The sequence below is a fragment of the Duganella sp. 1224 genome (assembly GCF_013408245.1).
In the GTDB taxonomy this organism is placed as follows: domain Bacteria; phylum Pseudomonadota; class Gammaproteobacteria; order Burkholderiales; family Burkholderiaceae_D; genus Rugamonas.
This window is the reverse complement of sequence record NZ_JACBYS010000001.1, coordinates 2,049,038-2,071,871: the sequence shown is the minus strand read 5'-3', so window position 1 is coordinate 2,071,871 and position 22,834 is coordinate 2,049,038. Positions and strand designations below refer to the sequence as shown.

General features: G+C 67.9%; 18 protein-coding genes. 8 read left to right on the top strand and 10 right to left on the bottom strand.

Annotated elements, in window-relative coordinates; genetic code table 11:
- Positions 1-109 precede the first annotated feature (109 nt).
- From FHW58_RS09180 to FHW58_RS09165, 4 genes are all read left to right on the top strand, one after another.
- Entirely contained in the window at positions 110-2,962 is a 2,853-nt protein-coding gene (locus FHW58_RS09180; RefSeq protein ID WP_373996645.1) for a PAS domain S-box protein, read from the top strand.
- A 312-nt stretch (positions 2,963-3,274) separates the two neighbouring features.
- Entirely contained in the window at positions 3,275-4,543 is a 1,269-nt protein-coding gene (locus tag FHW58_RS09175; protein ID WP_229265097.1) for a hypothetical protein, read from the top strand.
- 2 nt (positions 4,544-4,545) lie between these two features.
- A complete protein-coding gene (locus tag FHW58_RS09170) occupies positions 4,546-4,989 on the top strand; it encodes a phosphate ABC transporter substrate-binding protein (RefSeq protein ID WP_179672718.1) in 444 nt (147 codons plus the stop codon).
- Positions 4,986-7,610, top strand: a complete 2,625-nt coding sequence (locus FHW58_RS09165; protein WP_179672717.1) for an EAL domain-containing protein — start codon at positions 4,986-4,988, stop codon at positions 7,608-7,610. The genes FHW58_RS09170 and FHW58_RS09165 overlap by 4 nt, the downstream gene beginning before the upstream one ends.
- On the opposite strand, the gene FHW58_RS09160 is transcribed toward FHW58_RS09165, so the two are convergent.
- From FHW58_RS09160 to FHW58_RS09150, 3 genes are read right to left on the bottom strand one after another with little or no spacing between them, the layout of a single operon-like run.
- Positions 7,607-9,718: a TonB-dependent siderophore receptor gene (locus FHW58_RS09160; RefSeq protein WP_229265096.1), complete on the bottom strand. Its 2,112-nt coding sequence runs from the start codon at positions 9,716-9,718 to the stop codon at positions 7,607-7,609. The genes FHW58_RS09165 and FHW58_RS09160 overlap by 4 nt on opposite strands.
- 42 nt (positions 9,719-9,760) lie before the next feature.
- A complete protein-coding gene (locus tag FHW58_RS09155; RefSeq protein ID WP_179672716.1) occupies positions 9,761-10,381 on the bottom strand; it encodes a metalloregulator ArsR/SmtB family transcription factor in 621 nt (206 codons plus the stop codon).
- A complete protein-coding gene (locus FHW58_RS09150) occupies positions 10,378-11,586 on the bottom strand; it encodes an MFS transporter (protein ID WP_179672715.1) in 1,209 nt (402 codons plus the stop codon). Before FHW58_RS09150 ends, FHW58_RS09155 begins: the two co-directional genes overlap by 4 nt.
- 139 nt (positions 11,587-11,725) lie before the next feature.
- Between FHW58_RS09150 and FHW58_RS09145 the strand changes: the two genes are divergently transcribed.
- Positions 11,726-12,256 (top strand): hypothetical protein, encoded by a 531-nt coding sequence (locus FHW58_RS09145; protein ID WP_179672714.1) that lies wholly within the window; start codon positions 11,726-11,728, stop codon positions 12,254-12,256.
- Here FHW58_RS09145 and FHW58_RS09140 read toward each other — a convergent pair.
- From FHW58_RS09140 to FHW58_RS09130, 3 genes are all read right to left on the bottom strand, one after another.
- Complete coding sequence (locus FHW58_RS09140; RefSeq protein WP_179672713.1) at positions 12,198-13,229, bottom strand: transporter; 1,032 nt, start codon at positions 13,227-13,229, stop codon at positions 12,198-12,200. The two genes, FHW58_RS09145 and FHW58_RS09140, sit on opposite strands and share 59 nt — an antisense overlap.
- A 54-nt stretch (positions 13,230-13,283) precedes the next feature.
- On the bottom strand, positions 13,284-14,123 hold the full coding sequence (locus FHW58_RS09135) for an HDOD domain-containing protein (RefSeq protein WP_179672712.1): 840 nt from the start codon (positions 14,121-14,123) through the stop codon (positions 13,284-13,286).
- Positions 14,124-14,303: 180 nt separating this feature from the next.
- Positions 14,304-15,587: a D-amino acid dehydrogenase gene (locus FHW58_RS09130; RefSeq protein WP_179672711.1), complete on the bottom strand. Its 1,284-nt coding sequence runs from the start codon at positions 15,585-15,587 to the stop codon at positions 14,304-14,306.
- A gap of 97 nt (positions 15,588-15,684) precedes the next feature.
- Between FHW58_RS09130 and FHW58_RS09125 the strand changes: the two genes are divergently transcribed.
- Genes FHW58_RS09125 through FHW58_RS09115 form a run of 3 tightly spaced genes read left to right on the top strand, consistent with a single transcriptional unit; the run spans position 15,685 to position 18,111 of the window.
- Entirely contained in the window at positions 15,685-16,182 is a 498-nt protein-coding gene (locus FHW58_RS09125; RefSeq protein WP_179672710.1) for an Lrp/AsnC ligand binding domain-containing protein, read from the top strand.
- A 57-nt stretch (positions 16,183-16,239) separates the two neighbouring features.
- On the top strand, positions 16,240-16,512 hold the full coding sequence (locus FHW58_RS09120) for a hypothetical protein (RefSeq protein ID WP_179672709.1): 273 nt from the start codon (positions 16,240-16,242) through the stop codon (positions 16,510-16,512).
- Between the two features lie 51 nt (positions 16,513-16,563).
- Positions 16,564-18,111: a hypothetical protein gene (locus FHW58_RS09115; RefSeq protein ID WP_373996644.1), complete on the top strand. Its 1,548-nt coding sequence runs from the start codon at positions 16,564-16,566 to the stop codon at positions 18,109-18,111.
- Positions 18,112-18,191: 80 nt separating this feature from the next.
- Here the strand turns inward: FHW58_RS09115 and FHW58_RS09110 are convergent, their stop codons facing one another.
- Genes FHW58_RS09110 through FHW58_RS09095 form a run of 4 tightly spaced genes read right to left on the bottom strand, consistent with a single transcriptional unit; the run spans position 18,192 to position 22,782 of the window.
- Complete coding sequence (locus FHW58_RS09110; RefSeq protein WP_179672707.1) at positions 18,192-19,343, bottom strand: efflux RND transporter periplasmic adaptor subunit; 1,152 nt, start codon at positions 19,341-19,343, stop codon at positions 18,192-18,194.
- 16 nt (positions 19,344-19,359) lie between these two features.
- Positions 19,360-20,811, bottom strand: a complete 1,452-nt coding sequence (locus FHW58_RS09105) for an efflux transporter outer membrane subunit (RefSeq protein WP_179672706.1) — start codon at positions 20,809-20,811, stop codon at positions 19,360-19,362.
- A 10-nt stretch (positions 20,812-20,821) separates the two neighbouring features.
- Positions 20,822-22,351 carry an MDR family MFS transporter gene (locus FHW58_RS09100; protein WP_229265095.1) on the bottom strand — a complete coding sequence of 510 codons (1,530 nt, stop codon included), beginning with the start codon at positions 22,349-22,351 and terminating at the stop codon, positions 20,822-20,824.
- Positions 22,348-22,782, bottom strand: a complete 435-nt coding sequence (locus FHW58_RS09095) for a MarR family winged helix-turn-helix transcriptional regulator (protein ID WP_179672705.1) — start codon at positions 22,780-22,782, stop codon at positions 22,348-22,350. The genes FHW58_RS09100 and FHW58_RS09095 overlap by 4 nt, the downstream gene beginning before the upstream one ends.
- Between the last annotated feature and the right edge of the window lie 52 nt (positions 22,783-22,834).

Sequence of the window (22,834 nt, the reverse complement as noted above, 5' to 3'; positions counted from 1 at the left end):
CATGTTAGCGGATATTTGTATCATCGGCAATGCACGATTGTTCAGTCGCGCGATTTTTTGTGCTAGACAAAGCTATAATCCAGCCACCTTCAATTTGTGACGTTCGGCTGTGATTCCTCCATTCCTGCAAGGCGGCGGCCAACTCGCGCACATCATCGCTGCCCACGACTGGAGCAAGACCCCGCTGGGGCCGATGGCGCGCTGGCCGCAGTCGCTGAAAACCACCATCGCGCTGATCCTGCGCTCGCCCGTACCGCTGGTCACGCTGTGGGGCCACGAGGGCGTGATGATCTACAACGACGCCTACGCGGTGTTTGCCGCCAGCCGCCATCCGGCGTCGCTGGGCGCCAATGTGCGCGAGGCCTGGCCGGAGGTGGCCGAGTTCAACGACCACGTGATCAAGGTCGGCCTGGCCGGCGAGACGCTGGCCTATGTCGACCAGGAGCTGACGCTGCACCGCTCCGGCCGGCCGGAGCAGGTGTGGATGAATCTCGACTACTCGCCGATCGTCGACGAGGACGGCACGCCGGTGGGCGTGATGGTGGTGGTGATCGAAACCACCGCCAAGGTCAAGGCTGAACAGGCGCTGCGCGAGGAGAGCGAACGCCTGCGCGCCAGCGAAACCACCTTCCGCACGCTGGCGCAGTCGATGCCGATCCAGGTCTGGACCTCGGGCGCCGACGGCATCGTCGACTGGTTCAACGACCAGGTGTACCGCTACAGCGGCACACCGCCGGGAGCGCTGGACCGCGAACGCTGGCGCCAGATGTTGCACACGGAGGACCGCGACGCCGCCGCCGCCCAGTGGTGGGACGCCATCGCCGCCGGCCGCACCTACGAACACGAGTTCCGCATCCGCCGCGCCGACGGCGCCTGGCGCTGGCACCTGGTGCGCGCGCTGCCGATCGTCGATGAACACGGCACGGTGCGCGGCTGGGTCGGCACCAACACCGACATCCAGGACCAGAAGTCCACCGCCGCCATGCTGCAGCGGCAGGTGGCCGAGCGCACCGCCGAGCGTGACCGCATGTGGCAGTACTCGACCGACGTCATGATGGTGACCGACCTGCAGGGCTGGATCAAGTCGGTCAACCCGGCCTTCACCCGCCTGCTGGGCTGGGAGGCGGCCGAGGTGCTGGGCACCTCGGTGTACACGCTGGTGCATCCGGACGATCTGCCGGCGTCGATGGCGGAGATGGACTCGCTGGCCAGCGGCGCCACCACCTTCCGCTTCGAGAACCGCACCGCGCGCAAGGGCGGCGGCTACGCCATCCTGTCGTGGACGGCGGCGCCGGACGCGCGCTATGTGCACGCCGTCGGCCGCGACATGACGGCCGAACGCGCGGCGGCGGAGGAGGTCAAGCGCACGGCGGCGGCGCTGCAGCAGTCGCAGAAGATGGAGGCGATCGGCAAGCTGACCGGCGGCGTGGCGCATGACTTCAACAATCTGCTGCAGGTCATCTCCGGCAACCTGCAGCTGCTGGCCGGCGACGTGGCCGGCAATCCGCGCGCCGAGCGGCGGCTGGACAACGCGCTGGCCGGCGTCACGCGCGGCGCGCGCCTGGCCAGCTACCTGCTGGCCTTCGGCCGCCGCCAGGCGCTGGATCCGCGCGTGGTCAAGATCGGCCGCTTCATCGCCGGCATGGAGGACATGCTGCGCCGCAGCCTGGGCGAGGAGATCGAGGTGGAGATGGTGATCTCCGGCGGCCTGTGGAACACGCTGGTGGACACCACGCAGGTGGAGAACGCGGTGCTCAACCTGTGCATCAACGCGCGCGACGCGATGGACGGCGCCGGCAAGCTGACCATCGAGGTCGGCAACGCCCACCTGGACGACGCCTACGCCGCCGCCCATCCCGAACTGCAGCCCGGCCAGTACGTGATGATCGCCGTCAGCGACACCGGCAGCGGCATGACGCCGGAGGTGCTGGAGCAGGCCTTCGACCCGTTCTTCTCCACCAAGCCGGAAGGCAAGGGCAGCGGCCTGGGACTGTCGATGGTGTATGGCTTCGCGCGCCAGTCGGGCGGCCACGTCAAGATTTACAGCGAGCCTGGCAGCGGCACCACCGTCAAGCTGTACCTGCCGCGCTCGATGGAGGCCGAGGACGCGGCGCTGCCGCCCGAGGCGCGCGCCGTCATCGGCGGCAGGGAGACCATCCTGGTGGCCGAGGACGACGAGGGCGTGCGCGCCACCGTGGTCGAGCTGCTGAGCGAACTGGGTTACCAGGTGCTGAAGGCCAGCGACGCCGCCGGCGCCCTGAACATCATCGACAGCGGCATCCACATCGACCTGCTGTTCACCGACGTGGTGATGCCCGGGCCGTTGCGCAGTCCCGACCTGGCGCGCAAGGCGCGCGAGCGCCAACCCGGCATCGCGGTGCTGTTCACCTCCGGCTACACCGAGAACGCCATCGTCCACGGCGGCCGGCTGGACGCCGGCGTCGACCTGTTGGGCAAGCCGTACACGCGCGAGGCGCTGGCGCGCAAGATTCGCCACGTGCTGGCCAACCGCCAGCAGCATGCGCAGCTGGCGGCGCCGGCAGCTGCAGCGGCGGCAGCGGCAGCGGCATTGGCACCGGCCGCCTTGCCGGTCACGGCCGCCGCCGCCGCCGCCGCGCCGGCGCCGGGCGCGGCGCGCATCCTGCTGGTGGAGGACGAGCCGGAACTGCGCGACACCACCGCCGAGCTGCTGCAATTGCTGGGCCACCAGGTCCACGCGGCCGGCGACGCCGCCGGCGCGCTGGCGCTGCTGGCCGCCCACCCGCTCGACATCCTGCTGACCGATATCTCGCTGCCCGACATGTCCGGCGAACTGCTGGCGGCGCGGGCGCGCGCCCTGCATCCGGCGCTGCGCATCATTTACGCCAGCGGCCAGTACCCCGGCGCGCCGCTGGAAGGGGCGCAGGTTTTATTGAAACCTTATAGCATCGACAAGCTGATGCAGGCATTGGCGCCCCAGTAAGATGATGCAAAAAATAACATAACCGTTATCACACCTGTATCAAAAGTGTGATTTTTGGAGAGAATTGTTGGTACATTGCTCTAAAGTATCGACAGTTGCTTTAATGCAGTATAAAGTGCTGTTGTCCGATCAGTTCTTCGGACCGGCACCCCAGCCTTGTGCCCTCGCGCGCCTCCAGCGGCTCCCTTAGCCGGCCTGAGGCCGAACACTCTTCCCACCACGTCTCAAGACCAGACGCCGCCGCGTGCAGCCAGCGTGCGCGGCCGCGTGCCGTCCGGTAGTGGGGTTGCCGATGCAGATAACAGGAATCGTATGACCAACACCTTCGCGCCGACACACCGGGCCTCGCTGGCCACCGTCATGATGCTGAGCTGCTGTGCAGCCCTGGCAGGCGAGCCTGCGGACGCGGCGGAGGCGGACACCGGGCCGCGCTGGACCTTCGGCGGCTTCGGCACGCTGGGCGTGGCGCGCAGCAATGCCGATCAGGCCGACTTCACCGCCAACGACCTCAGTCCCGGCGCGGTGGGCTACAGCCGCCGCTGGAGCCCGACGGTGGATAGCCGCGTCGGCGTGCAGGCCGGCGTGGACCTGAACAGCGCCTGGTCGGCGGTGGTGCAACTGGTCTCGGAGCGCACACTGCGCAACCATTACACGCCATCGGTGGAATGGGCCTATTTGCAGTACCGGGCGACGCCGGACCTGTCGCTGCGCGCCGGCCGCATCACGCTGCCGCTGTTCCTGACCGGCGACTACCGCAAGGCCGGCTACGCACTGCCGTGGGTGCGGCCGCCGGTGGAGGTGTATGGCGCGATTCCGCTGTCAAGCAGCGATGGCGTCGATGTCAGCTACCGCTGGCAGGTCGGCAGGACCAATAACGTCACTCAATTGTTCTACGGCCGCGCCGACGTGCCGGCCACGCCGGGCACGCGCGCGCAGGCGCATGGCCTGAGCGGCGTCTCGCACACCGCCACCACCGGCGCGCTGACGCTGCGCGCCAGCGTGCTGCGCGCGCACCTGAGCGTGGACTTCCCCCGGCCGCTGTTCGACGGCCTGCGCGGCTTCGGCGCGCAAGGCCAGGCGCTGGCCGACGAATATGAGCTGGACCCCAAGCATGCCTGGGTCGCCACGCTGGGCTTCAACTACGATCCGGGCCGCTGGTTCGCCATGGGCGAGATCGCGCGCCTGAATGCCCACTCCTTCCTGGGCGACAAGACCGTGGCCTACGTCAGCAGCGGCTACCGTCACGGCGACCTGACGCCCTACCTGACCTACGCGGTGTCGCGCCCGAATGTGCCGAACCGCGTGGCGGGCCTGGACCTGGACGGCCAGAGCGCGCAGCGCGCGGCGGCCGGCGCCCAGCTGAACGGCGGCCTGAATCAGCTGCTGGCGGCGATCCCGCGCCAGAACTCCATCAGCGCCGGCGTGCGCTGGGACTTCCATTCCGGTTACGCGCTCAAGCTGCAGTACGACCGCATCCTGCCGCTGCAAGGCTCGACCGGCACCTTCATCAACGTGCAACCGGGCTTCCGCGCCGGCCAGCCGGTGGGCGTCGTCAGCGCCGCGCTGGACTTCGTGTTCTGATCATGATGAAGCCACTTGTCCGCCTTTGCTGGTGTCTCGCGTTGTGCCTGCAGTGCCTGCTTTGGGGCGGCGCCGCCGATGCCGCCGAGTTCGTGGTTGTCGTTTCGGCCAGGAACCCGGTCAGCAGCCTGCGCGCAGACCAGGTGGCGGCGATCTTCCTTGGCCAGAGCGGCCGCTTCCCCGGCGGCGCGGAGGCGGTGGCGCTCGACCTGCCGGTCGGCAGCGCGCTGCGCGACGACTTCTACACCACGGTGGCGGCGCGCACGCCGGCGCTGATGAAAGCTTACTGGACCAAGATGGTGTTCACCGGCCGCGGCCACCCGCCGCGCGAGCTGGCCAGCAGCGCCGCCGCGCGCAAGCTGGTGGCCGACAATCCGGCCATGATCGCCTACATCGACAAGTCGGCGCTGGATGCCAGCGTCAAAGCCATACAGGTGACGCCATGACCCCGGCCCGGGAAACCCTGCCCACGCGCTGGCTGCGGCGCGGGCTCGACACGCACGTGTCGCTGCCGCTGTTCGCGCTGCTGCTGCTGGTGGCGATCTGGCTGGTGACCTTCCACGAAATCGACACCGAGCGCGAACACGCGCAGCAAACCGCCGCCGACTCGCTGCAGGAGATGCTGGGCACCTACGAGGCGCAGGTGGCGCGCAGCATCGACGGCATCGACCAGACGCTGCGCATGCTGAAGTACGCGGTCGAGCGCAAGGGCGCGCTGGGCGCCTTGCCGGAGCTGGGCCGCCAGGGGCTGCTGCCGCCGGGCGTGGTGTTCGTGGTCAGCATCGTCGACCAGCAGGGCATGACGGTGGCCAGCCACCCGCGCGCGCTGTCGATTTCGGTGGCCGACCAGGCCTACTTCCGGTTCCACCAGGAGCATGACAGCGGCGCCACCTTCGTCAGCCCGGCGCTGCGCGACGCCGCCAACAGCGACTGGCACCTGCACTTCACGCGCCGGCTGGACGACGCCGACGGCAATTTCGCCGGCATCGTCATCGTCGAAACCGATCCGGCCTATTTCACCAGCAGCTATGAGCGCAGCCGCCTGGGCGAGCGCGGCATGCTGGGCCTGGTGGGCACCGACGGCGTGGTGCGCGCGCTGCGCACCGGCGACAAGATCTCCTTCGGCCAGCGCCTTGGCACCGCCGAGGGCGAGATCGACAACCAGATCGGCGGCCGTTACAGCGGCCTGCGCGAGCTGCACGGCATCGCCCTCAACGTGCTGGTGGGGCTGGACGAGCGCGAACTGATGGCCGGCTTCGAGCGCCAGCGGCGCGACCGGCTGTGGGAGGGCGCGGTGCTCAGCGCCGGCCTGGTGTTCATCACCGCGCTGGCCTGGCTGTGGTCGTGGCAGGGCGCGCGCACCCGCGCGCGCATGCGGCGCGCGCAGGAAACCTACGCGGCGGCGTCGGCCGCCAGCCTGGACGCTTTCTTCGTCATGCGCGAGGTGCGCGACGGCGCCGGCGCCATCACCGATTTCCGCATCGTCGACGCCAATCCGCGCGCCGAACAGATGACCGGCACCAGCAAGCAGGCGCTGTGCCACACCACCTTGTGCCAGCTGATTCCGGACGCCCGCCACAACGGCATGCTGCGCCACCTGATCCAGGTGATCGAGGCCGGCGGCATGCACGAACAGGAATGGCAGAACACCGTGCCGCAGCTGCGCGCGCGCTGGCTGCACCAGCAGGTGGTGGCGGTGGAGGGCGGCATCGTCGCCATCGTGCGCGACATCTCGGAGCGCAAGCTGGCCGAGGAGCGCATGCTGCACCTGGCGCACCACGACACCCTGACCGGCCTGCCGAACCGCAGCCTGATCGCCGACCGTCTCGATCACACCATCTCGCACGCGCGCCGCAATGGCGGCGCGGTGCTGGTGGCCTTCATCGACCTCGATGGCTTCAAGCTGGTCAACGATGGCCTGGGCCACAACGCCGGCGACGAGCTGCTCAAGGTGGTGGCCGAGCGCATGTCCGGCTGCCTGCGCGCCAGCGACACCGTCGGCCGTTTCGGCGGCGACGAATTCGTGCTGCTGCTCGACGAGCCGGGCTCGGTGGTGGACGCGGCGCCGGTGCTGGAGCGGGTGCGCGAGGCGGTGCTGCAGTCGATCAGCGTCAGCGGCCAGGAGGTGCAGGTCAGCTGCAGCATCGGCGTGGCGGTCTATCCCAACGACGGCGGCGACGCCGGCACGCTGCTGATGAACGCCGACGCCGCCATGTACCGCGCCAAGGAACTGGGCAAGAACAACATCCAGTTCTACACCCGCGAGATGAACGCCAGCATCGAGGAAAAGCTGGTGCTGCTGGAAGGCCTGCGCGGCGCGCTGGACGACGGCCAGTTGCGCCTGGTCTACCAGCCCAAGGTCGACCTGCACAACGGCCGCGTGTTCGGCGTCGAGGCGCTGGTGCGCTGGGAGCATCCGGAGCACGGCGTGATTGGGCCGGACCGCTTCATACCGCTGGCCGAGGAGAGCGGCATGATCGTGGCGCTGGGCGACTGGGTGCTGCGCAGCGCCTGCGCGCAGAACCGCGCCTGGCAGGACGCCGGCCTGCCGCCGCTGCGCATCTCGGTTAACGTGTCGCCGCGCCAGTTCGAGGATCCGCAGTTGGTGGAGCGGGTGCGGCGCGCGCTGGCCGATGCCGGCCTGGCGCCGCAGTGGCTGGAGCTGGAGGTGACCGAGGGCGTCATCATGCGCGACCTGCAGCAGGCGGTGGCCAAGATGACGGCGGTGAAGGCGATGGGCGTGTCGCTGTCGATCGACGATTTCGGCACCGGCTATTCCAGCCTGTCGGCGCTGAAGTCGTTCCCGATCTCGACGCTGAAGATCGACAAGTCCTTCGTGCGCGACCTGGGACGCAGCAGCGGCGATGAGGCGATCGCCAGCTCCATCATCGGGCTGGCGCACCGCCTCAAGCTGCGGGTGATCGCGGAAGGCGTGGAAACCGAACAGCAGCGCAGCTTCCTGCGCGAGAACGGCTGCGACGAGATGCAGGGCTATCTGTTCAGCCGCCCGCTGGCGCCGGAAAAACTGGCGCAGCTGCTGGCCGCGCCGGTGGTCAGGGTCGCTTAGTAGGTCCAGGTCAGCGTGGCGCTGCCGTTGCGCGGCGCCGCGTACAGCGACTGGGTCCAGTACAAGCTGGTGAGGTACTTCTTGTCGGTGACGTTGTTCAGGTTGACCGACAGCGACAGGTGCTTGTCGATCTCGTAGCGCGCCATCAGGCCCAGCGTGGCGTACGATGCCTGCGTGGTGCGGATGCCGCCGCCCTGGTCGATCCAGATTGCGTTCTGCCACGCCAGCGTGCCGCCCACCTTCAGTTGCGGCAGGGCCGGCAGGCGGTAGGTGGTGTTGACGCGCAGCGTGGTGCGCGGCACGTAGGTGCGCACCGCCTGGCCGTTGTCGCCCTTCAGCGAGGTCAGTCGCGTCAGGCCGGCGCTGGCTTCCCAGCCCTTGGCCAGCTCGCCCGAGCTGTCGAATTCAAACCCTTCCGACTGCGCATTGACGCCGCGATAATAAGCCTTGGCGCCGATCACGCCGGCCTGCTCGGCGGTGTTGTTCTGCCGCGTCTTGAACACCGCGCCCGACACATTCAGCTTGTTGTTGAACAGCGCCGCCTTCAGGCCGGCCTCGGTGGTCTTGCCCTCGACCGGATCGAGCGGCATGCCGCTGGCGTCGGTTTCGCTTTGCGGGTTGAAGATCTGCGTGTGGCTGGCGTAAGCCGACAGCTCGCGGCTGATGTCGTACACCACGCCCACGTACGGCGTGGTCTTGCTGGCCGACTTGTACTTGCTGGTGCCGTACGACATGCCGCTGCTGCGCGCGCGGGTGCTGTTCAGGCCCGCCAGCACCTTCCAGTCGTCGGCCGGGTTGAAGCGCGCGGCCAGGTAGACGGTGTTGCGGCGATCCTCGTAGTGGCTGCCGTCGGTGGAGGCATCGAAGCTCGGCTTGGGATAGCTGCCGTCAAACGCGGTCTGGCCCGGCAGCTCGGTGCCGATGCCCTGGCCGTAGCGGGAGATGTCGTCCAGCCTGGAGCGCGACCAGCTGTAGCCGAAGGCCAGGTCGTGCTGGCGGCCGCCCAGCGTGAACTTGCCGTCGACCGCGATGTCGGCCAGCGTCTGCTTCTGGTCGGCGGCGTATTGCGACGGGTAGGCATACAGGCCGCCGCCCACGCCCTTGACCGGCGTGCCGTAGACGTACAGCAGGTCGGAGTCGGACTTGTCGGTGATGTAGTTGAGCGTGCCCTGCACATGCCAGCCCTGGCCCAGGTCGTGATTCAGTTCGGCGAAGGTGGTGTGGTTGGTGGTGTCCCAGCGCGACCAGTTGGCCGAGGTGCTGGTGCCGACCGGGTAGTCGGTCGGCGTGCCGTCGGTGTAGTACAGCGGCAGCGCGCCCCACATCGGACCCTTGTTGCGGTTGGTTTCGTAGCTGTGGCCGACGGTCAGCACGGTGTCGTTGTTCAGGTGGGCGTCGACCACGGCGTAGGCCACGTCTTTTTTCGGCTGGTAGCGGTCGAGGTAGGAGTCGCCTTGCTGGTGCACCAGCACGGCGCGGCCGGCCACCGTGCCGCTGTCGTTGAGCTTGGTGCTGACGTCGCCCTCGACGCGGCGCTGGTTCCACGAGCCCAGCGTCAGGCTGGCGCTGGCCTGGGTGCTGGCGGTCGGGCGCTTGCGGATGAAGTTGATGGTGGCCGACGGGTTGCCGGTCGAGGCCATCAGGCCGTTGGCGCCGCGCACCACGTCGATGCGCTCGTACAGCGCGGTGTCGAGGTCGCCCTGGACGTTGCCGAACACCACCGGCATGCCGACGCCGTCATACTGGAAGTTGACGATGTCGAAGCCGCGCGCGGTGTAGTAGGTGCGGCTGGTTTCGACCTTTTCGACGGTGACGCCGGTGGTGGTGGACAGCACCTGGTTGATGTTGTCCAGCTTGAAGTCGTCCATCAGCGCGCGGCTGACCACGGAAATCGACTGCGGCGTCTCGCGCAGCGACAATTCCAGCTTGCCGGCCGACTTGGTGGCGCGGGCGGTGTAGGAGTCGTGGTCGGCGGCGCCGGTCACGGTGATGGTCTGCATCTGGGCTTCGGGCTGGTCGGCGGGCACATCGTCGGCGGCGGCCGCATGGCCGGCGTACATCATCGACAGCGCCAGCAACATCGGGCGCAGGGGCAGGTGACGGGGCATGTACAACTCCTTTAATAAGAATCGAAGTGAGAATGATTCTTATTATAGTTGTTTGATGACATACACGCAACGGCGCGCGCCGGCCAGCATGTGTTCGACCCGGCCGACCGCGCAGTCCGGCCCCAGCACGCGCTGGAACAGCTCCAGCTCGGAGCGGCAGAATTGCTGGCATTGCCGGGCGGCGGCGCAGATCGGGCAGTGGTTTTCCACCAGCAGCAGGCTGCCGTCGTCCTGTGGTTCGAGCTCGGCCATGTAGCCCTCGGCGCTGCGCGCGCGCGCCAGCGCCTGGACCCGTTCCGGCAGGTCGCGGGCGGCGGCCAGGTGCTGGCGGTAGTCGCGTTCGCTTTGCTGTTCGCGCGAACCGATCAGCTTGTCGAGGCCGGCGTCGCCGAACAGGCTGCGCACCTGGTCGATCAGTTGCACCGTCAGTTCGGCATGGCGGTCGGGGAAGCGGGCGTGGCCGGCTTCGGTCAGCAGCCAGCGGCGCGACGGCCGGCCCGGCTTGTCGGCCACGTCCTCGTAGGTCAGCATGCCTTTTTCCTGCCATGCCTCCAGCTGCTTGCGCGCGCCCATCGAGGTCAGGTTGAGCAGCGCGGCCAGTTGCTGGGCGGTTTGCGGGCCGCGCGTCTTGATCAGGAACAGCGTCTGTTCGGCGGTGTTCATGCCGCGGCCTCCGCCTGCATGCTGCGGTGCCAGCTTTGCATGCGCCAGGCCGACCACGCGGTCAACGCCGCGCCCAGCAACAGGATCAGCCGGGTGTCGATCAGGGTCAGCACGGCGCCGGCCAGCGCCATGATGATGTTGGCCAGGCAGAAGGTGGTGGAAATCAGGCCCATCACCGCGCCCTGGCCGTGGGCGGCGCCGAAGCGCTCGGCGCAATAATTCGGCACGATGGCGTTGTAGAAAGCGTGCGGAATGCCGTACAGGATGATGCACAGGATGCCGATGGCGGCGTTGCTGGCCGCCAGCGTGGCGATGATGGCGGCCACGGCAAAGGCGTACAGGCGGGCGCGCAGCAGCGGTTCGCCCCGGAACGGGCGGCCCGCGACGATGGTGGTGGCGGTCATCACCGCGCACATGGCGGCGGTGGTCCAGGCGATGCCCTGGGCGCCGTAGCCGGGCACTTCCACCAGCCACAGCGGGTAGAACTCGTAGAAGCCGGTGACGCCGCAGGTGTAGGCCAGCGTGATGATGAACAGGCTGCGCAGGTCCGGTTCGCGCAGCAGGTTGAGCGCGTGGCGGTCGCGCGCCACCTGCCACCAGGAGGTGCTGGCGCCGGTGGGCGCTTCCTTGGGCAGTGTGGCGGCCACCAGCGCGGCCACCAGCAGCAGCGCGGCGACGGCGACCCAGAACGGCGTGGTCTGGCCGAATTGCAGCGTGGCGCCGGCCAGCAGCGGGCCGGCCAGCCAGCCCATGTAGAAGGCGCCGTTCAGCCACGACAGCGCTTTGCGGCGCAGTTCGCCTTCGAGACGGTCGGCCAGCAGCGCGCGGGCGACCGAGCCGCTGCCTTCCAGCAGGCCGGTGACGAAGCGGGCGATGATGAACAGCGGGTAGTGCTCGATCAGCAGCGCGACGGCGGTGACGGCATGGCCGATGGCGGCGCCAACGGCGGTGATCAGCAGCACCGGGCGGCGGCCGTAGCGGTCGGACATCGGGCCGAGCAGGGCGGAGCCGATCAGCAGGCCGAGCGGGTTGATGGTCAGCGCCAGGCCGAACAGCAGCTTGGGCGGCAGGCCGAGGAAGGTGTTCAGGCCGTTGGTGGCGCCGGCGGCAAACAGCGGCGGCAGGATGGGATAGGGCAGCGCCGCGCCTATCGTCGACAGCATGGCCAGCAGGCAGGCCGAAAAGATGAGCAGGGAGGTTTTCATGTCCGCCACTGTAGCGCTGGCTCATCAATAAGTAAACAAAAAACTTTATTTATGCTTGCCGGGCACCGGGCATCGGGAACGCGCGTGGGTGTAGCTGCTGCATGTATGATGCCGGCATGGATATCGACATCATCAAATTATGAAAGACTGGTTTGCCGGCGAGCGCGGGGCGTATTTTTTCTTGTTGCTCGGCATCGGCCTGATCGCGCTGTTTGGCGTGCTGGAGTATCGCTTTCCGCAGGCGGCGCAGTTGGAGACGGCGCGCGGCCGCGTGGTGTGGCAGCAGGAGACGCGCGGGGCCCTGTATTTCCGGCTGGCCGACGACCAGCAGCTGGTGTTGTACGCCAAGGGCGACGCCGACGGCCGCCAGCGCCAGACGCTGCGCGACGCGGCGCTGTATCCGGTCGCGGTGCAGTTCCTGCGCCAGCAGAAGACCCACATCGGCTACGCCCCGGGCGACTTCTACACGGCCTACGTGGTGGCGGTCGGCGGCAAGGAGGTCGCCACGCTGGACGCGGTGCGCGCCGCCTGGCGCCGCGACAACCTGTTTGCGCTGGTGATGGGCATCGTCGCCGCTGTCGCCGGCGCCTGGCGGGTATGGATGGAGCGCGCTAATCCGCGCCCACGTCGCGCTGGCGGCGGAAGGCCAGCCAGCCGGCGATCACGGTGAAGCTGGCCACGATGATTACCACGATCAGGAAGCCGTGCGCCGACTGCGCCAGCGGGATGCCGCCCACGTTCATGCCCAGCAGGCCGGCGATGATGTTGATCGGCAGCGCCAACACCGTCACCACCGTCAGCACGAACAGGCTGTGATTGTTGGCCTCGCTGGCCAGCGCCGCGATCTCTTCCTGGATCAGCTTGATGCGCTCCTGCAGCGAGGCCATGTCCGCCAGCACCATCGAGAATTCCTCGGTCGACTGGCGCAGCTCCTGGGCGTCGATCTCCGCCACCCAGGCCGGCGGCTTTTGCAGCAGGCGGAACAGCGCCGCCGGCTCCGGCGCCAGCAGGCGCTGCAGCCGCACCAGCACCCGCCGCAGCGCGCCCAGGCTGGCGCGCTTGGTAGTCAGCTTGCCGGCCAGCAGGTTATCCTCGATGCCGTCGACGGTGCTGATGGCGTCGCGCACGATCTTGATCAGCGCGTCGGCCTGGTCGCGCAGCAGGTGGATCAGCAATTCCACCGACGAGCGGATCGGCTCGCCGTTGCGCACGGCGTTGCGCAGGCTGTCCACCGCCCGCAGCGGCTTGCGGCGGGCGCTGATGACGATCTGCTTGTCCACGCTCAGCCACAGGGTGGAAATGTCGGATGGCTCGAAGGTGAAGTCGTGCACCACGTCGTTGACCACCGCCACCAGCGTGTTGTCGGCCAGCTCGATGCGGGTCGAGCGCGGGCCCTCGTGCAGGCTGTCGTAGAACTCCTCCGGCAGCGCGGTGTGCTCGTGCAGCCACTTTTCGCTGGCGGTGTTGGCCAGGTTGTAGTGCAGCCAGATGAATTCGCGCGGATGCTGTTCGCGTTCCTTGAGCCATTGGCAGGCAGCGTCGGAGTCCAGCGGCACCGCCTTGCCCCCGTCGGCGCGGCCGAACAGGTAACCGCACACCAGGCCGGATTGATCGGAGCCGTAGGACAAGGGCGCAGTCTGCATCAAATTCTCCAGGAAGAAACAGGGGCCGCCTGCGCCGGGCGGCCGGGGATGGGGTTAGACCAGCAAGGCGGCGCTCATCTCGGCGGCGTCGCGCTTGGCTTCCTCCAGCATGGCGGCCAGCTTTTGCTCGTCGATGAAGAGGTCGATGGCCGAGTCGGAATGCGGCGGCAGCTCGCGCTGCGGCTCCTGCAGCGGCGACTTGACCGGGGTCAGGTGGTTGGCCAGCAGCAGGGTGTCGAGCAGCGTGTCCGGCGGGATCGACATGAAACTGTCGCGCAGGCCCTCGATGGCGTCCGCCACCGGCTCGGGGATGCACAGCTTGCGCATCACCTCGCGGGTGATGATTTCCTCGCTGGCGGAGTGCCAGTTTTCGGTGTCCTCTTCCAGCAGGCCGGGGAACTCGTCGGCGCGCGACAGCAGGTAGAAGCCGCCCACCTCGTGCACGATGCCGGCGAACAGCGCGGTGTCCGGATTGACGCCGGTGACGTGGCGCGCGATCAAACGCCCCAGCGTGGCCACGGCGATGGTGTGGTCCCACAGCTTTTCCGCCTTGTTGCGCAGCGCCGGGTCGGTGATCTTGCTGCCGAACTGGCGCACCACCATGGCGGCCGCCAGCGCGAACAGGTTCTGGTAGCCGATGCGCATGATGGCGCCGCGCACATTGGTCACCACCGGCGCGCCGGCGCGGTTGAACATGGCCGAGTTGGAGATGGCCACGGTCTTGGCGGCCAGCAGCGGCTCCGCCAGCACCAGGCTGATGGCGGTGTCGATCGGGCAGTCGGGATCATCCAATGCCAGTTGCACGCGCAGCGCGGCGTTGACGCTGGTCGGGAATACGAGTTCGCCACGGATGGCCAAGGCCGCAATATGGCCAAAAGCTTCAAGTTTATTCATGGTCAAAATTATACGCAGGCTTGGCCCCAATCTCAACGCTCCAGGGGGCGTTTTGCGGGTTCGGCGGCAGATAGCGGCGGCGATGCGACAGATGATGACGCGCGGGCGGATGGGCGCGGGGAGGGAGGACGGACGCGGCGCGGCGGTGCGGCGCCGGCGTCCGTGGTGAAGCGGTGCGGGTCAGGCGCTGGCCAGTTGCGGCTGGCGCATGTTGCCGGTGCGGCTGTAGCGGCTGACGGACAGGTCGTCGGCGCGGATCGCCGGGCGGCGCGCCGAGAGGATGTCCGACAGCAGTTGCGCCGAGCCGCACGACATGGTCCAGCCCAGCGTGCCGTGGCCGGTGTTGATGTACAGGTTGCGCAGGCCGGTGCGGCCGACGATCGGCGTGCCGTCCGGCGTCATCGGCCGCAGGCCGGTCCAGAAGCTGGCGGCGGCGGTGTCGCCGGCGCCAGGGAACAGGTCGTTGACCACCATTTCCAGCGTCTCGCGGCGGCGCGGGTTGAGCGCGGTGTTGAAGCCGGCGATTTCGGCCATGCCGCCGACGCGGATGCGGTCGTCGAAGCGGGTGACGGCGATCTTGTAGGTTTCGTCCAGGATGGTCGACACCGGCGCGGCGTCGGCGTTGACGATCGGTACGGTGATCGAATAGCCCTTCAGCGGGTAGACCGGAATCTTGACCAGGTCTTTCAGCAGCGCGGTGGAATAGGAGCCCATGGCCACCACGTAGGATTCGGCGGTCACCAGTTCGTCGCCGCACTGAACGCCCTTGATGGCGTCGCCCTCGGTGACCAGGCCGGTGATGTCGATGCCATAGCGGAATTTCACGCCCAGTTGCTCGGCCATCGCGGTCAGGCGCGTGGTGAACAGCTGGCAGTCGCCGGTTTCATCGTTGGGCAGGCGCAGGCCGCCGACCAGCTTGTTGCGCGCCAGGCCGGGTTCGGCGCCGACCAGTTGTTCGCGGCTCAGCAGTTCGTACGGCACGCCGGTTTCTTCCAGCACGCTGATGTCCTTGGCGGCGGCGTCCATCTGCTCCTGGGTGCGGAACAGCTGGGTCGTGCCTTGCTGGCGGCCTTCGTATTCGATGCCGGTCGAGGCGCGCAAGGCCTTGAAGCAGTCGCGGCTGTACTCGGCCAGGCGCACCATGCGTTCCTTGTTAATGGCGTAGCGTTCGGCATTGCAGTTCTGCAGCATTTGCCACATCCACTGCAATTGGAACAGCGTGCCGTCCGGCGTGATCGACAGCGGGGCGTGGCGTTGCAGCATCCATTTCATCGCTTTCAGCGGGATCCCGGGCGCGGCCCAGGGGGAGGCGTAGCCGGGCGAGATCTGGCCGGCGTTGGCGAAACTGGTTTCGAGGGCGGGGCCGGGTTGACGGTCCAGCACGGTGACGTCGTGGCCGGCTTTGGCCAGATAGTAGGCGCTGGTGACGCCGATCACGCCGCTGCCAAGGATAACTACGCGCATATTGCCCCCGATTATTTACCTTTGTTGGATTCTGCTATGGTATTCTCGTTATGGTAGTGGTTGTTACTGTATATCTTCTTAAAAACAGTGGATTTTCATGCGCATACAGAAAGAATCGGTCCGGAGTCTGGACAAACTGGACAGAAAGATATTGAAGATCCTGCAGGAGGATGGGCGGATCTCGATGAAGGACCTGGGCGAGCAGGTGGGCTTGTCGACCACGCCGACCATCGAGCGGGTCAAGCGCATGGAGCGCGATGGCGTGATCACCGGCTACCACGCGCGCATCGACCCGCCGTCGCTGGGGGCCAAGCTGCTGGTGTTCGTGGAGATCACGCTGAACCAGAAGTCGGGACCGGCGTTTGAGCAATTCCGGCGCGAGGTGCTGCGGATTCCGGAGGTGCAGGAGTGCCACCTGGTGTCGGGCGATTTCGACTACCTGATCAAGGCGCGCATCCACGAGATGGCCGAGTACCGCAATCTGCTGGGCGATATGCTGCTCAGTTTGCCTGGGGCGGCGCAGTCGAAAAGCTATGTCGTCATGGAGGAAATCAAGGAGACGCTGACGCTGTCGACCGAGGTGGTCACCGGTTGAGGCGGATCAAGGCGCGTCGCTTGCATTCGGCGGCGAGCGGCGCATACTGAGCGCATCATGCATTCGACCGAATCTACCAAATACCGCAAGTGCCTCGAAGATGGTGGCGTGCCGCCTCAGCAGGCGCTGGCGCACGCCGACGCGCTGGGCGAGGTGTTGGAGAATCTTAAGGACGCTTTGGCCACCAAGGACTGGGTTCGGGCCGAAATCAGCCAACAGTTACAGGAGCTTAAGATTGACTTGCTGAAGTGGATGTTCACGATGTTTATCGCTCAGACTGGCGTGACCCTCGGCGCCGTCATCGCCCTGATTCGCTACCTGCCTCACTAGGCCCGCTTCAGTTACAATGCCATGATGGCATCACAACCAACTGGAGCAGGCGTGCATAGTCCGTCGTCATCGCAGCTCGTCGTGCGCTCGCTGGACGAGCACTTATCTTCCGACCAGAGTTTCAGCTCCGCCTACGCGCGTGCCGTGGGAGCGCTCGCCGGCAACGAGGGCAGCCTCACGCTGGCGCAATTCGCCGCCGTCACCGAGATCGCCGGCGACGGCCAGTCGTCCGCCGTCTTCACCGCGCTGGTGCTGAACGCGATCGAATCGGGCGTGGAGGTCGACTGGGCGCTGAATGCGCTCAGCCGCAGTTGCGCCGGCATCGACCCGGCGGCCCGTGAACAGGCGCTGCACATGGTGATCCCGCTGCTGGCGCTGCACGGCGCCGACGCCCGCGCGCTGGCGCAGCGGCTGGCCAGGGCGCTGTCGGTCAAGCTGGCGCCGGAGGACCTGGGCCGCCTGCCGCCGGCCGAGGAGCGCGGCCTGCTGGCCCACCTGGGCGAGCAGGCGCGCCGCCTGGTGCGCGGCCGCTCGGTGGCGGACGCCGTGGCGGATTTCGGCCGCAGCGCCGGCCAGCCGGCGCTGATCGACCACGCGCGCCACTTCCAGTCCGGCGAGATCGACCACGCGCAGCTGCGCGACCTGGTGGGCGGCACCACGGCCGCGATCACGCAGGACATCAACACCTACCTGGAGCAGGCGCGCCTGCTGGCGGCCGGCGAGGCGGCCGCCGCGTCGCTGGTGACGGCGGCCAATGAGATGAAAAGCCAGGTGCAGCAGCGGCTGGTGCTGGTCGAGCAGCGCATCGCCTACGAGCGCCGCCTGATGACCGAGGAAATCGACGATGCCGTGCACGACGCCGGCAACGCCATCGAACTGGCGATGAGCGACCGCCTGAACACCGACAAGTGGAAGGACGAGGATGTGTGGGCCAGCATCGGCCGCAACCAGTTCGGCCAGGAGATGGAACGGCGGCTGGACCGCATCGTGCGGCGCAAGGAGCAGGCCCTGCAGTTGCTGCAGGAAGATCTGCGGCTGTTCCAGTCGGGGATGAAGCTGGGACAGGCCTCGGTGTTCGAGCGTCAGCACCATGCGGCGCTGGCGCGGCTGATGCCGCGGCTGCGGGTGGGCACGCGCATCGTCAACACGCTGGATACGGCGGCCAATGTGACGCTGGTCAGCGGCGCGGCGGTGGCGGCCAGCACCGGCACGGCGGCGTATCTGATCGGCGCGGCGGTGGTGCTGCCGGTGGTGGCGCCGGTGGCGCCGTTTGTCGGCGGCGCGGTGCTGCTGGCGGGGGCGTTCAAGTGGTTCACCGACGGCGGCAAGCGCAAACGCACCGAGATCCGCGACAAGCGCGCGGCGTTCGAGGAGGAATTGCGCAAGCAGTTGCTGGCGGCGGAGCAGTCGTTCAACGCGCAGCTGGACCAGGTGGCGGAAGGCTTCCGCGATTCGGCGCTGCAGGTGTTGACGCCGATCCTGCTGGAGGCCGAGGCGGCGGGCCGCGTGCCGGGCATGCGCCAGCGCATCGCCGACCGGGTCATCACCCAGGCGCAGACGGCGATGCGTCAACTGGACGCGGAGCTGCTCAAGGGGTAGCGGCAGGATGGGCCGCCACCCCGCAAGGCGGTTGGTGTTGGGGTCAGACCCCGTACGGGGTCTGACCCCGCCGTACCGGGTTACAGGTTGCGCGCGATGATGGCGTCCGCCGCAGCCGCAGCCTGCTGCAAGGGCTGATTCAGCGCGCTGGTGGTGTACACCGGCGTCTGCGGCATGGCCGCCCCCAGCACCGGCCCATCGGTCTTGCTGATATCCACCGACACCGTGGTCGACAGCCCGATGCGCAGCGGATGCGCCTTCAACTCCTTCGGGTCCAGCGCAATCCGCACCGGCAGGCGCTGCACCACCTTGATCCAGTTGCCGCTGGCATTCTGCGCCGGCAGCAGCGAGAAGGCGCTGCCGGTGCCGGCCGATAGCCCCACCACGCGGCCGTGGAATTCCACCTTGCCGCCATACATATCCGCCTCCACCCTGGCCGGCTGGCCGACACGGATGTTCTTCAGTTCCGATTCCTTGAAGTTGGCGTCCACCCACAACTGATCCAGCGGCACGATCGCCATCAGCGAGGTGCCCGGCGTGGCGCGCGCGCCGATCTGCACGCTGCGCTTGGCCACATAGCCCGACACCGGCGCCAGGATGGTATTGCGGCGCGCCGCCAGCCAGGCCTGCACGTAGTCCGCCTTGGCCGCCTGCACCGCCGGGTGCTGCGCCACCGCCACACCGCTGACGCCGGCCTTGGCCGCTTCCTCCTGCTTCAGCGCGACCGCGATCGCCGCGCGCGCATCCTCCACCGCCTGGCGCGCGTGTTCGACTTCCTCGCCGGACACCGTGTGGTCCGCCGCCAGCGGCTTGCGGCGCGCCAGGTCGTCTTCGGCGTTCTTCAGCTGCAGCTTGCGCAGGGCGACGGTGGCGTCGTACTGCGCCACGTCGGCATAGCGCTGGCGCTGCTGGCGCACGGCGGCGCCCAGTTTGGCGTCGGCCTGCTGCAGGGCGATGTCGGCGTCGGCCGGGTCGAGCTGGATCAGCGGCGCGCCGGCCTGCACCATCTGCGTTTCGTCGGCGCGGATCTCGGTGACGTTGCCGGTCACCTGCGACGACAGGTTGACCAGGTTGCCGCCGACGTAGGCGTTGTCCGTCTCCTGCACCTTGGACAGCACGATTTCGTAATACGCGGCGTAGGCGATGCCGGCCGCGATGAAGGCCAGCGTGATCCCGGCCAGCATGGCCTTGCGTTTTTTCTCGTTCTTCGGTTGGGTGGTGTCAGTGCTCATGTTGATGTCCGTTGAATTATTTGGAGGCCGTCGCCAGCGGCGCTTCTTCGTGGTAGCCGCCGCCCAGCGCGTTGGTCAGCGCCACTTCGGCCAGCAGTTGTACCTGTTGCATATACAGGTCGGCATCCTGCTGCCGCAGCAGGGCCGCGCGCGCATTCAGCACGTTGCTGTTGTCGGCCAGGCCGTGCTCCATGCGCGCCTGCGCTGACGCCAGTTGCGCGCGCGCCGATGCCGTGGCTTGCGCCTGGTGCGTGATCTGCTGCTCGATGCCTTGCAACTGCGCGCCGCTTTGGGCGACGTCGCGCACGGCGTCGATGATGGTCTGGTTATATTCGGCGATGCGCTCGTTGCGGTTGGTGCGCGCGCCGTCCAGTTGCGCGTCCAGGCGCTTGCTGTCGAACAGCGGCAGCGACACTGTCGGGCCGATGTAGGCGGTGCGGCTGGCCGCCTGCAGCAGGTTTTCCATCTTGACCGTGTCGAGGCCGATCGAGCCGGTCAGGTTGACGTCCGGGTAGAACGCGGCCTTGGCGGCGTCGATGCGGCTGAGCGACGCTTCCACCTTCCAGCGCGCCGCCTGCAGGTCCGGCCGGCGCGCCAGCAGTTCGAGGCCGAGGCGCGCGGGCAGGGCGTGCGGGGTGGGCGACAGCGCCACCGGCTTGAGGTCGGCCAGCGCGGTGTTGTCGGCGCCGGCCAGCGCGCGCAGCGCTTCGCGTTCGTGTTCGATGTCGGCCTTGAGCTGCATCTGCTGCTTGCGGATCAGGCTCAGTTCCGCTTCGGCGGCGCGCTGCGCGTCGGCGTTGGCCAGGCCGCGGGCGATGCGCCTGGCCTTGTCCTGCACCAGCGCGGTTTGCGTGGCGGCCAGTTGTTCGGTGTTGGCCAGGCGCGCCCACGCGCCCTGCAGGCGGAAGTAGCTCTGGGCGATGGACGCGGCCAGCGCCTGCTCCGCTTCCGCGTAGGCGGCGCGGCCGGCATTCAGCTCGCCGACGGCGGCCGCCACCTGCGCGCGGTTCTTGCCCCACCAGTCGAAGTTGTAGTGCAGGTCCAGGCGCAGCGTCTCTTCGCTGTACCAGGCGCCGCCGATCGGCGCCGGGAACAGGCCGGTGGCGGAGTAGCGCTGGCGGTTGGCGTTGGCGTACAGCGAGGATTCCAGGCCGAGGTCCGCCAGGCTGCGCGACAGCGACGAGCGCGCGCTGCCGATCCTGGCGCCGGCCACTTCCAGCGACGGCCCGCTGGCCAGCGCCTGCTTGATGATGGCGTTCAGCTGGTCGTCGTGGTAGGCGGTCCACCACTGGGCCTGCGGCCAGCCTTCGTGCGCCAGCTTGATGGTGGACGACAGCGCGGCGCTGGCGATGTCGCGCCGGGCCAGCGGGTGCGTGTCCGGCGCGATGGCCGCGCAGCCGGCCAGCGCCACGGTCAGGGCCATGGCGACGGCCCTGGCCAGCGGGGCGGGTGGTAATCGTTGTGTCATGTGGTTCTCCTCAATCCATGGCGGCGTGGTCGACCGCCGCCGGCGCGTTGCGTTTCGGCGGCCGGACCAGCATCAGCAGCGGTATCACGCACAGCGTCAAAATAAACATCAGCCAGAAGTCGTCCACGTAGGCGATCATCGACGCCTGGCGCGTGATCTCGTTATTCAGCGCGGCCGCCGCTTCCGGCGTGGCCAGGTTGTCCAGCAGCGCCGGGTTGGCGGTGGTGATGTGTTCGGTCAGCGAGGCGTGCACCGTCTGCGTATTGCGCACCAATAGCGTCTGCACCAGCGCGATGCCGATCGAGCTGCCGATATTGCGGATCAGGCTGTAGATGGCCGTGCCCTCGGCGCGCATCTCCGGCGACAGCGTGGCGAAGGTGGCGGCGCTCAGCGGCACGAACACCAGGCCCAGGCCCAGGCCCTGGATAACGCCCGGCCAGACGATGTCGCTTTGCGACAGCACCAGCGTGTAGCGCGTCATCTGCCACAGCGAGAAGGCGGTGATCAGGAAGCCGCCGCCCAGCAGCAGGCGCAGGTCGATCTTGCCCACCAGCCGGCCGACCACCATCATCGCGATCATGGTGCCGATGCCGCTGGGCGCCGTCACCAGGCCGGCGATCTTGGCCGGGTAGCCCATCAGGCTTTGCAGCATCGACGGCGTCAGCGCGCGCGTGGCGAACAATACCAGGCCGACGATGAAGATGAACAGCAGGCCGCTGACGTAGTTGGCGTTCTTCAGCAGCCGGTAGTCGAAGAACGATTGGCCGGCCGGCCGCGTGGCGGTGTGGGCGACAAAGTACGCAAAGCTCAGCGCCAGGATGATGGCCTCGACCCAGGTTTCGGTGGCGCTGAACCAGTCATTCTGTTCGCCGCGGTCGAGCAGCATCTGCAGCGCACCGATGGCCAGGCTGAGGGTGGCGAAGCCGAAGGCGTCGAAGCGCATCTTGCGCGGCGCGGCGGTCTTGCGGATGTAGCGCCAGATGCCGTAGAAGGCCATGGCGCCGACCGGCACGTTGATGAAGAACACCCAGCGCCAGTCATAGCTGTCGGTCAGCCAGCCGCCCAGCGTCGGCCCCAGGATCGGGCCGATCATCACGCCCATGCCCCACACCGCCATGGCCGAGCCGTGCTTCTCGCGCGGATTGATGTCCAGCAGCGTGGCCTGCGACAGCGGCACCAGCGCGGCGCCAAACACCCCCTGCAGCAGGCGGGCGATGACGATTTCGGTCAGCGTGGCGGACAGCCCGCACAGCACCGAGGCGATGGTGAAGCCGGCTACCGAGGTCAGGAAGATGTTCTTCTGGCCGTAGCGGTCGCACAGCCAGCCGGTCAGCGGCGTGGCGATGGCGGCGGCCACGATGAAGGAGGTCAGCACCCAGGTGATCTGGTCCTGCGAGGCCGACAGGCTGCCCTGCATGTGCGGCAGGGCGACGTTGGCGATGGTGCCGTCCAGCGCCTGGATGATGGTGGCCAGCATGATCGAGATGGTGATCATGCGGCGGTTCAGGCCGTCGCCGGCGGTGGCGTCTGCAACGCTCATGGCAGCGACTCGATGTTGGTTTGCAACGCTTCCAGGAATTCGGTCACGGTGCGCAGCGTGGCGGCGTCGACGTTGCCGAGCAGCTCGCGGCGGACCACATCGGCCTCCTTCCAGACCGTGTCGTAGACGTGTTGGCCGTCCGGCGTCAGGCTGATCAGCTTGACGCGGCGGTCGGTGGCGGAGGGCGTGCGCACCATGTAGCCGGCCTTCACCAGGCGGTCGACGGTGGACACCATGGTCGGATCCTCGACGCCGGCGCGCGCGGCCAGCCGCGTCTGCGAGGGCGGTTCGCCTTCCTTGGCCACCAGGCAGATCGCCATCCAGCTGGCCTGGCTCAGGTTCAGGTGCTTGAGGCGGCGGTCGATGGCCAGCCGCCAGGCCCGGGCGGAGCCGTGCAGCGCGGCCGAGAAGCGTTCTTCTATAGAAGACATATGATTTCAGGACTAATCGTTAGGTATCGAACGATTAGTGTAGCACAAGCCG

What these genes read in the sequence shown, in the direction of transcription:
- FHW58_RS09165 (WP_179672717.1), top strand. Translation starts at nt 4,986, where the DNA reads ATGACCCCGGCCCGGGAAACCCTGCCCACGCGCTGGCTGCGGCGCGGG.
- FHW58_RS09175 (WP_229265097.1), top strand. Translation starts at nt 3,275, where the DNA reads ATGACCAACACCTTCGCGCCGACACACCGGGCCTCGCTGGCCACCGTC.
- FHW58_RS09100 (WP_229265095.1), bottom strand. Translation starts at nt 22,351, where the DNA reads ATGAGCGTTGCAGACGCCACCGCCGGCGACGGCCTGAACCGCCGCATG.
- FHW58_RS09135 (WP_179672712.1), bottom strand. Translation starts at nt 14,123, where the DNA reads ATGAATAAACTTGAAGCTTTTGGCCATATTGCGGCCTTGGCCATCCGT.
- FHW58_RS09160 (WP_229265096.1), bottom strand. Translation starts at nt 9,718, where the DNA reads ATGCCCCGTCACCTGCCCCTGCGCCCGATGTTGCTGGCGCTGTCGATG.
- FHW58_RS09120 (WP_179672709.1), top strand. Translation starts at nt 16,240, where the DNA reads ATGCATTCGACCGAATCTACCAAATACCGCAAGTGCCTCGAAGATGGT.
- FHW58_RS09170 (WP_179672718.1), top strand. Translation starts at nt 4,546, where the DNA reads ATGATGAAGCCACTTGTCCGCCTTTGCTGGTGTCTCGCGTTGTGCCTG.
- FHW58_RS09150 (WP_179672715.1), bottom strand. Translation starts at nt 11,586, where the DNA reads ATGAAAACCTCCCTGCTCATCTTTTCGGCCTGCCTGCTGGCCATGCTG.
- FHW58_RS09105 (WP_179672706.1), bottom strand. Translation starts at nt 20,811, where the DNA reads ATGACACAACGATTACCACCCGCCCCGCTGGCCAGGGCCGTCGCCATG.
- FHW58_RS09140 (WP_179672713.1), bottom strand. Translation starts at nt 13,229, where the DNA reads ATGCAGACTGCGCCCTTGTCCTACGGCTCCGATCAATCCGGCCTGGTG.
- FHW58_RS09125 (WP_179672710.1), top strand. Translation starts at nt 15,685, where the DNA reads ATGCGCATACAGAAAGAATCGGTCCGGAGTCTGGACAAACTGGACAGA.
- FHW58_RS09155 (WP_179672716.1), bottom strand. Translation starts at nt 10,381, where the DNA reads ATGAACACCGCCGAACAGACGCTGTTCCTGATCAAGACGCGCGGCCCG.
- FHW58_RS09110 (WP_179672707.1), bottom strand. Translation starts at nt 19,343, where the DNA reads ATGAGCACTGACACCACCCAACCGAAGAACGAGAAAAAACGCAAGGCC.
- FHW58_RS09095 (WP_179672705.1), bottom strand. Translation starts at nt 22,782, where the DNA reads ATGTCTTCTATAGAAGAACGCTTCTCGGCCGCGCTGCACGGCTCCGCC.
- FHW58_RS09145 (WP_179672714.1), top strand. Translation starts at nt 11,726, where the DNA reads ATGAAAGACTGGTTTGCCGGCGAGCGCGGGGCGTATTTTTTCTTGTTG.
- FHW58_RS09130 (WP_179672711.1), bottom strand. Translation starts at nt 15,587, where the DNA reads ATGCGCGTAGTTATCCTTGGCAGCGGCGTGATCGGCGTCACCAGCGCC.